We start from the raw sequence: 5,963 nt of genomic DNA, 5'->3' as shown, positions 1-5,963 counted from the left end.
GTCGTGCCACTGCGGATAGGGATCATCGATCGGCGTTCCGCCGATCGTGATCGGTAACCACGCGAGAAATGCCTCGACATCGTTGTGAGCGGCGTGTCCGAACCAGTAGGACGAAAGGTGGAAACTGCGCCAGGATACTGGCTTCTGATCGCTGCCAGTGGTCGGTATTCCCCAGCATTTGCGGGCGTACTCGGCTGATTTTTCGTGGAGCGATTCGAACGCTTTTGCACGGGTCGTGGCTGTGTGGGCCATCGACTGCCACGATGGCCCACACGCCACTCAGGGCGTGCATAGAAACTGACGTTCACTGCCAGGTGGCTTCGTCCTCAGCCTCTACAGAATCCCACGCATTGGGACTGTCATCCCGGACTACACGCGCCGTAACAATGACCGGGGAGGCCGTCGACCGATGCGAGACTCCGTGACGATCAGCAACCGAGCGCTTCGGGAGGGGGCGTCGCCGACGCCGGACCGTACCGACGACCGCGAACCGACGGCTGCCGTCCGGCTCGCCGGCGTGAGCCACGAGTACGACACCGGCGGCGGGTTTCGCTCCCGGTCGGACCGAACGGTGACGGCCCTCGAGGACGTCTCGCTTGCGGTCGAACCCGGCGAGATCGTCGGCCTCGAGGGACCGAGCGGGAGCGGGAAGTCGACGATCCTCCACGCCGTCGCCGGCCTGCTGGTGCCGACAGCGGGGACGGTCGCGCTGTGTGGGACCGACGTGACGGCGCTGTCGAATCGCCGACGAACTCGGCTCCGGCGCGAGCGCGTCGGCATCGTCTTCCAGCGGTTTCACCTCCTCCCCGCGCTGTCCGCGCGGGCGAACGTCGCGCTCCCGCTCGTGCAGGCCGGCGTTCCGAAGGGACGCCGACGCGAGCGGGCGAGCCGGCTGCTCGAGCGGGTCGGGCTCGGCGACCGGGTGACGCATCTGCCGGGCGAACTGAGCGGGGGCGAGCGACAGCGGGTCGCGATCGCGCGGGCGCTGGCAACCGATCCCGACGTGATCGTTGCCGACGAGCCGACCGGCGAGTTAGACACTGCAACCGGCGAGACGGTGCTCGAGGCGCTGACCGATCTCGGCCGCGACCGGGCGCTGCTGGTCGCCTCCCACGACGCCGAAACCCTCGCCGTCGCCGATCGGGTCCTCGAGCTACGGGACGGCCGGGTCGTCTCGGACGGAGGGTGACGGTTCGAAAATCAGGAGTCCTGCGTCCAGAGACCGACCAGCGGATCGCTCGAGTCCTCGACGTCGACGCGGAGCGATCGATCCTCGTCGAGTCCGATCGCGACCCGATCGAAGTCCGCGACGTACCGGGATTTTCGGCTCCGGCTCCGGCCGACGCCGACCGTCTCCCTGACCAGTCCGGCCTCGGTCAGTCGATCGAGCTTCCGGTAGGTCGTCGAGAGGGGACGGCCGATCTCCTCGGCCGTCTCCGCGACCGTAAGCGGCTCCTCGAGAACCGCGATGATCTCCCGACAGTCGTCGTCGGTCAACGCGCCGAAGACGTGCTCGCTCGAGGGGGCGTCGTCCGACGAGGAGAACTCGAGTGACATACGGGTACACCCGGGTTAGGAGCGAAGCCTAAAGACACGTTTGGTCGGCTACCCGGGATGTGGTAGCTACATGTAGCCGGCGCTCCAGAACCCGGGTATGAGCGACGACTCGGAGAACGTTCTCGAGAACACGCCGGGAGCGGGCCGGACCCCCGAAGCCGAACGGATCGAACCAGCGGCACCCGAGGAGTTCGGGCTCGTCCAGGTCTGGTGGGGCGACGGCAAGGGGAAGACGACCGCCACGCTCGGGATGGGGATGCGCGCGGCCGGCCACGGCTACCGCGTCCACCTGCTCCAGTTCATGAAAGGCGGCGCCTCGAGCGTCGACGCCGTCCGCGGCGAGTACAACGCGATCGAAGCGCTACCAGGGATGAGCTACGAGAACCTCGGCCACTACGGCTGGCACGGGATGGCCGACGGCAGCGAGGACGCCGACCACCAGGCGGAAGCCGAAGCGGGCCTCGAGCGCGCCCGCGAGCTGCTCGCGGCGGCCGACGACGCCGAGCTCTCGGCACCCCTCGACCTCGCAGCCGAGCCCGACGAGGGCGTCCACATGCTGATCCTCGACGAGGTGCTGTACGCCGCCGATCGCGGCCTGATCGGCGAGGACGACGTCCTCGAGTTGGTCGACGCCAAGCCCGACGACCTCGAGCTGGTGCTGTCGGGCAGCCACGAGGAACCGACCTACCTCGAGGATCGCGCGGACCTGATCACCAACGTCCGGAAGGTGAAACACCCGATCGAGGACGGCCAGCGCGCGCGGCAGGGAGCGGAGTACTGAGCGCCCGGTCCGGTCGGTCGGGTCTGTCGGTGGTCTTTCGCGCCGACGGCCTCGAGTTGCGCCAGTGTACTTATGTTGTCGATCGTACAGCAGTGGCGTATGGCAGTCACCCTCGAGACCGTCGACCTCCCGAACGGCGAGACGATCGGCTACCGCGAACGCGACGGCGGGTCGGTTCCGGCGGTCCTGCTCCACGGGAACATGACCTCCTCGAAGCACTGGGACGTCGTCCTCGAGGCGATGGACGACCGCTACAAGTTGTACGCGATGGACATGCGCGGGTTCGGCGAGTCGAGCTACGAGGAGCGGATCGACTCGCTGGCAGACTTCGCCGAGGACCTCGCGCTGTTCGCCGACGAACTCGGCCTCGATCGGTTCCACCTCTGGGGGTGGTCGACCGGCGGCGGGGTCGCGATGGAGTACGCCGCGACCCACCCCGACCGGGTTCGCAAACTCGTCCTGCTCGCACCCGCCAGCACGCGCGGCTACCCGATCTACCGAAAGGACGAGGACGGGAATCCGACCGACGAACTGCTCACGACCCGCGAGGAGATCGCACAGGATCCTGTTCAGGTCGCGCCCGTCCTCGAGGCCCACGAGCGGGAGGACGCGGCGACAATGAAAGCCATCTGGAACCAGCTGATCTACGTCGACGACCGGCCCGATCCCGAGCGCTACGACGAGTACGTCGCGGACATGTTCACCCAGCGGAACCTCGTCGACGTCGACTACGCGCTCACCCGGTTCAACGTGAGCGACGAGCACAACGGCGTCACGGAGGGTTCCGGACGGGCGGCCGACGTCGAGGCCGACACGCTCGTTCTACGGGGTGAGGACGACCTGGTCATCACCGAGGCGATGATCGAGGAGACGCTCGCGGATCTCGGCGAGACGGCGACGTTCGTCGAACTGGAGGACTGCGGGCACTCGCCGCTGATCGACGACCGCGAGCGGCTCTTGCGGGAGGTCGAGTCGTTTCTCGAGGACTGAATCAGAACGTATCGACGTCGAGCCCGTCGATCCGTTCGAAGTGCGCGACGTTCTTTGTAAGAACTGATTCCTCGTGGACGAGTGCCGTTGCCGCGATAATCGTCTCACCCATCCCGATCGCATCGCCGTCGGACGTCAGCCGTCCGTCGATACGACCGACTTTCTTCATCACCGCGCTGTCTGCCGGATACACGGGCTTCGTGTCGAGTACCGCCTCGATCGTTCGTCGACGGGCAGCCGAATCGTGCACTCGTTCGATACTGTGGTAGAGTTCGAACTGGGAAACCGACGAGATGTGAAGGGGAACGTGCTGGTTCTCGAGTGCGGAAATCTTCCGCGTAGCGTTCTCGTTGCCCTGCATCAGGTGGATGAGGACGTCGGTGTCGACGATCACGAGTCGAGTTGCTCGGTGAACCGATCGAGTCGCTCCCGCGACTGGGTTTCCCGCTCGTCGATCGCCTCTCGCATCTCTTCGGCTTCCTCGTCCGAGAGGATTCCTGCCAGGTCGAGCAGCGACCGTTCGCCGGCGATTCGTTCGACAGTATCCGAGAACGATTCTCCCTCCTGTTTGCGACTCTTGAGCCGCTGGTACGCCTCCTCGGTGAGTCGGACGTTCCGGTACTCGGTTTCTCCCATGCACACACCTGTGTGCAGATCGGTCTTAATTGTTCTGTCGCATATCACGGAGCATCCACCCGTCTTACCGATGCCGATCGAGCGGTGAACGATCGGCCCGAGCACGGGATCAGCCGCCTCGAGAACCTATCAGGAGCATTGAAAGCGCCTTTCGCCTGCAAGGGCAGGGAAAACCCGAAACGGGTACGACCTGAGACGTATGAAGGTCGTCTACAAACCGGGCAACGCGTACGAAGAGATCAACTGCTACGACTTCCGGGAGTACGAACACGGCGTCGTCCTCCACAACGAGGAGGGGTACAACATCGGCTACGTCCCCCACGAGATCCTGAGCCACATCGAGCCCCACGCCGAGGAGGAAGTCGGCTTCGAGAGCGACGACCGCGAGGAGTCCGAGGACGAGGAGTAGCCGGCGAACCGACAGGTCGATAGCCCGTGCCACTCGAGTAGCAGCACAATGACGCGGACGCTTCTCGTCGCCGGCACCGCGAGCCACGTCGGCAAGTCGACCGTGGTCGCGGGGCTCTGCCGATATCTGGCCGACTGGGGCGTCTCGGTCGCGCCGTACAAGGCCCAGAACATGAGTAACAACGCCCGGGTCGTGGTCCGTCCGGAAGCGAGCGACGACCCGGACGCGGACGGCGCGAGCGACGGGAACGATCGGTGGGGCGAGATCGGCGTCTCCCAGTTCGTCCAGGCTCGAGCGGCCAGGATCGCGCCGACGACCGACTGCAACCCCGTTCTGCTCAAGCCCCGCGGCGACGGCGAGAGCCAGCTCGTCGTCGGGGGCCGGGCCCGCGAGCACGTTCCCGCCGGCAGCTACTACGAGGAGTACTGGCACGAGGCCCGCGAGGCAGCCGTCGCGGCTCACCGCCGACTGGCCGCCGACCACGAGGTGATCGTCGCCGAGGGCGCCGGAAGTATCGCCGAGATCAATCTCCACGACCGGGATCTGGCGAACCTCGAGACGGCACGCTTCGCCGACGCCGATATCCTCCTGCTGGTCGACATCGAGCGCGGCGGGGCCTTCGCGAGCCTCTACGGCACGATCGAGCTGCTGCCCGACGATATCCGCGAGCGGGTCGTCGGCGCCGTCATCACGAAGTTCCGGGGCGACCCCGCCCTGCTCGAGCCCGGCATCGCCGAGATCGAGTCCCGGACCGGCGTCCCGATCCTGGGCGTGCTCCCCTACGACGACCCGGGGCTACCCGAGGAGGACAGCGTCGGCCTGCCCGGGCCGGGCGAGCGGGGCGTCCTCGGCGACGACGGCGTTCCCCCCGAGCGACGGCTGACGATCGCCGTCCCTCGGCTCCCGCGGCTCTCGAACGCGACCGATCTCGAGGCGCTCGCGGCCGAGTCAGGTGTCGTCGTCGAGTTCGTTCCTCTGGATGGTGATGCGAGAGACAAGGGAGAGGACCGCGACCCGCTGGCGGACGCCGACGCGGTCGTCCTCCCGGGGACGAAAAACACCGTCGACGACCTGCGGGCGCTCCGGGCGTCGGCCGTCGGTCCGGCCCTCGAGCGATTTTCGGGCCCGGTCGTCGGCCTCTGTGGCGGCTACCAGCTGCTGGGCGAGCGGATCACGAACGCCGCCCTCGAGGGCGTCGGCGACGAGGACGTCCTCGAGGGCCTGGGTCTGCTCCCGGTCGAGACCCGGTTCGAGCCCGAGAAGCGCCTCGAGCGAACCGCCGTGACCGTCGACGGCTCGGCCTCGCCGCTGCTCGCGGCCGCCGACGGCGCCACGGTGCGCCGGTTCAAGGAGTTCCACGACGCCGCCGCCTCGTGGAGCCGGGTCGAGCGCGTCGTCGCCCGCGTCGAGGCGGGCCCCCGCGGCTGCGACACCCGCTTCATCGTCACCAGCCTGACCGGAGGGACCGGCAAGACGCTCTACGAAGGCGTCTACTGCGCCCGGGGCCAGGCCGAGAACCACATCAAGGCGTTCAAGACCCATCTCGCCGCCGACCGCACCTCCTGCACCCGCGCCACCGCCAACCAGATG

At 67.3% G+C, this 5,963-nt stretch carries 8 protein-coding genes and 1 pseudogene; 5 read left to right on the top strand and 4 right to left on the bottom strand.

What is annotated here, in order from left to right:
* Positions 1–252 (bottom strand): annotated as a pseudogene (locus ACNA7R_RS18935) (transposase); the annotation flags it as partial.
* Between the two features lie 157 nt (positions 253–409).
* Between ACNA7R_RS18935 and ACNA7R_RS18930 the strand changes: the two are divergent.
* The gene (locus ACNA7R_RS18930; RefSeq protein WP_416285073.1) at positions 410–1,189 is read left to right on the top strand and encodes an ABC transporter ATP-binding protein; all 780 of its coding nucleotides are present in this window, start codon (positions 410–412) and stop codon (positions 1,187–1,189) included.
* A gap of 11 nt (positions 1,190–1,200) precedes the next feature.
* Here the strand turns inward: ACNA7R_RS18930 and ACNA7R_RS18925 are convergent, their stop codons facing one another.
* Positions 1,201–1,557: a helix-turn-helix domain-containing protein gene (locus tag ACNA7R_RS18925; RefSeq protein WP_416285072.1), complete on the bottom strand. Its 357-nt coding sequence runs from the start codon at positions 1,555–1,557 to the stop codon at positions 1,201–1,203.
* Positions 1,558–1,654: 97 nt separating this feature from the next.
* On the opposite strand from ACNA7R_RS18925, the gene ACNA7R_RS18920 reads away from it, so the two are divergent.
* Entirely contained in the window at positions 1,655–2,338 is a 684-nt protein-coding gene (locus ACNA7R_RS18920; protein WP_416285071.1) for a cob(I)yrinic acid a,c-diamide adenosyltransferase, read from the top strand.
* Positions 2,339–2,437: 99 nt separating this feature from the next.
* Positions 2,438–3,328, top strand: coding sequence for an alpha/beta fold hydrolase (locus ACNA7R_RS18915; protein ID WP_416285070.1), 891 nt, complete (start codon positions 2,438–2,440; stop codon positions 3,326–3,328).
* A 1-nt stretch (position 3,329) separates the two neighbouring features.
* Here the strand turns inward: ACNA7R_RS18915 and ACNA7R_RS18910 are convergent, their stop codons facing one another.
* Both ACNA7R_RS18910 and ACNA7R_RS18905 read right to left on the bottom strand, forming a co-directional pair.
* Positions 3,330–3,722 (bottom strand): PIN domain-containing protein, encoded by a 393-nt coding sequence (locus ACNA7R_RS18910; RefSeq protein WP_416285069.1) that lies wholly within the window; start codon positions 3,720–3,722, stop codon positions 3,330–3,332.
* On the bottom strand, positions 3,719–3,964 hold the full coding sequence (locus tag ACNA7R_RS18905; protein WP_416285068.1) for an antitoxin VapB family protein: 246 nt from the start codon (positions 3,962–3,964) through the stop codon (positions 3,719–3,721). The genes ACNA7R_RS18910 and ACNA7R_RS18905 overlap by 4 nt, the downstream gene beginning before the upstream one ends.
* 199 nt (positions 3,965–4,163) lie before the next feature.
* On the opposite strand from ACNA7R_RS18905, the gene ACNA7R_RS18900 reads away from it, so the two are divergent.
* On the top strand, positions 4,164–4,373 hold the full coding sequence (locus tag ACNA7R_RS18900) for a hypothetical protein (RefSeq protein ID WP_416285067.1): 210 nt from the start codon (positions 4,164–4,166) through the stop codon (positions 4,371–4,373).
* Positions 4,374–4,421: 48 nt separating this feature from the next.
* The coding region (locus ACNA7R_RS18895) for a cobyric acid synthase (protein ID WP_416285066.1) at positions 4,422–5,963 on the top strand (1,542 nt) is incomplete at its 3' end.

The sequence above is a fragment of the Natronococcus sp. genome (assembly GCF_047921035.1).
Taxonomy (GTDB): Archaea; Halobacteriota; Halobacteria; order Halobacteriales; family Natrialbaceae; genus Natronococcus.
The sequence above is the reverse complement of the archived record's forward strand: the minus strand, read 5'-3'. Positions and strand labels throughout refer to the sequence as shown.

What these genes read in the sequence shown, in the direction of transcription:
- ACNA7R_RS18930 (WP_416285073.1), top strand. Translation starts at nt 410, where the DNA reads ATGCGAGACTCCGTGACGATCAGCAACCGAGCGCTTCGGGAGGGGGCG.
- ACNA7R_RS18925 (WP_416285072.1), bottom strand. Translation starts at nt 1,557, where the DNA reads ATGTCACTCGAGTTCTCCTCGTCGGACGACGCCCCCTCGAGCGAGCAC.
- ACNA7R_RS18920 (WP_416285071.1), top strand. Translation starts at nt 1,655, where the DNA reads ATGAGCGACGACTCGGAGAACGTTCTCGAGAACACGCCGGGAGCGGGC.
- ACNA7R_RS18915 (WP_416285070.1), top strand. Translation starts at nt 2,438, where the DNA reads ATGGCAGTCACCCTCGAGACCGTCGACCTCCCGAACGGCGAGACGATC.
- ACNA7R_RS18905 (WP_416285068.1), bottom strand. Translation starts at nt 3,964, where the DNA reads ATGGGAGAAACCGAGTACCGGAACGTCCGACTCACCGAGGAGGCGTAC.
- ACNA7R_RS18900 (WP_416285067.1), top strand. Translation starts at nt 4,164, where the DNA reads ATGAAGGTCGTCTACAAACCGGGCAACGCGTACGAAGAGATCAACTGC.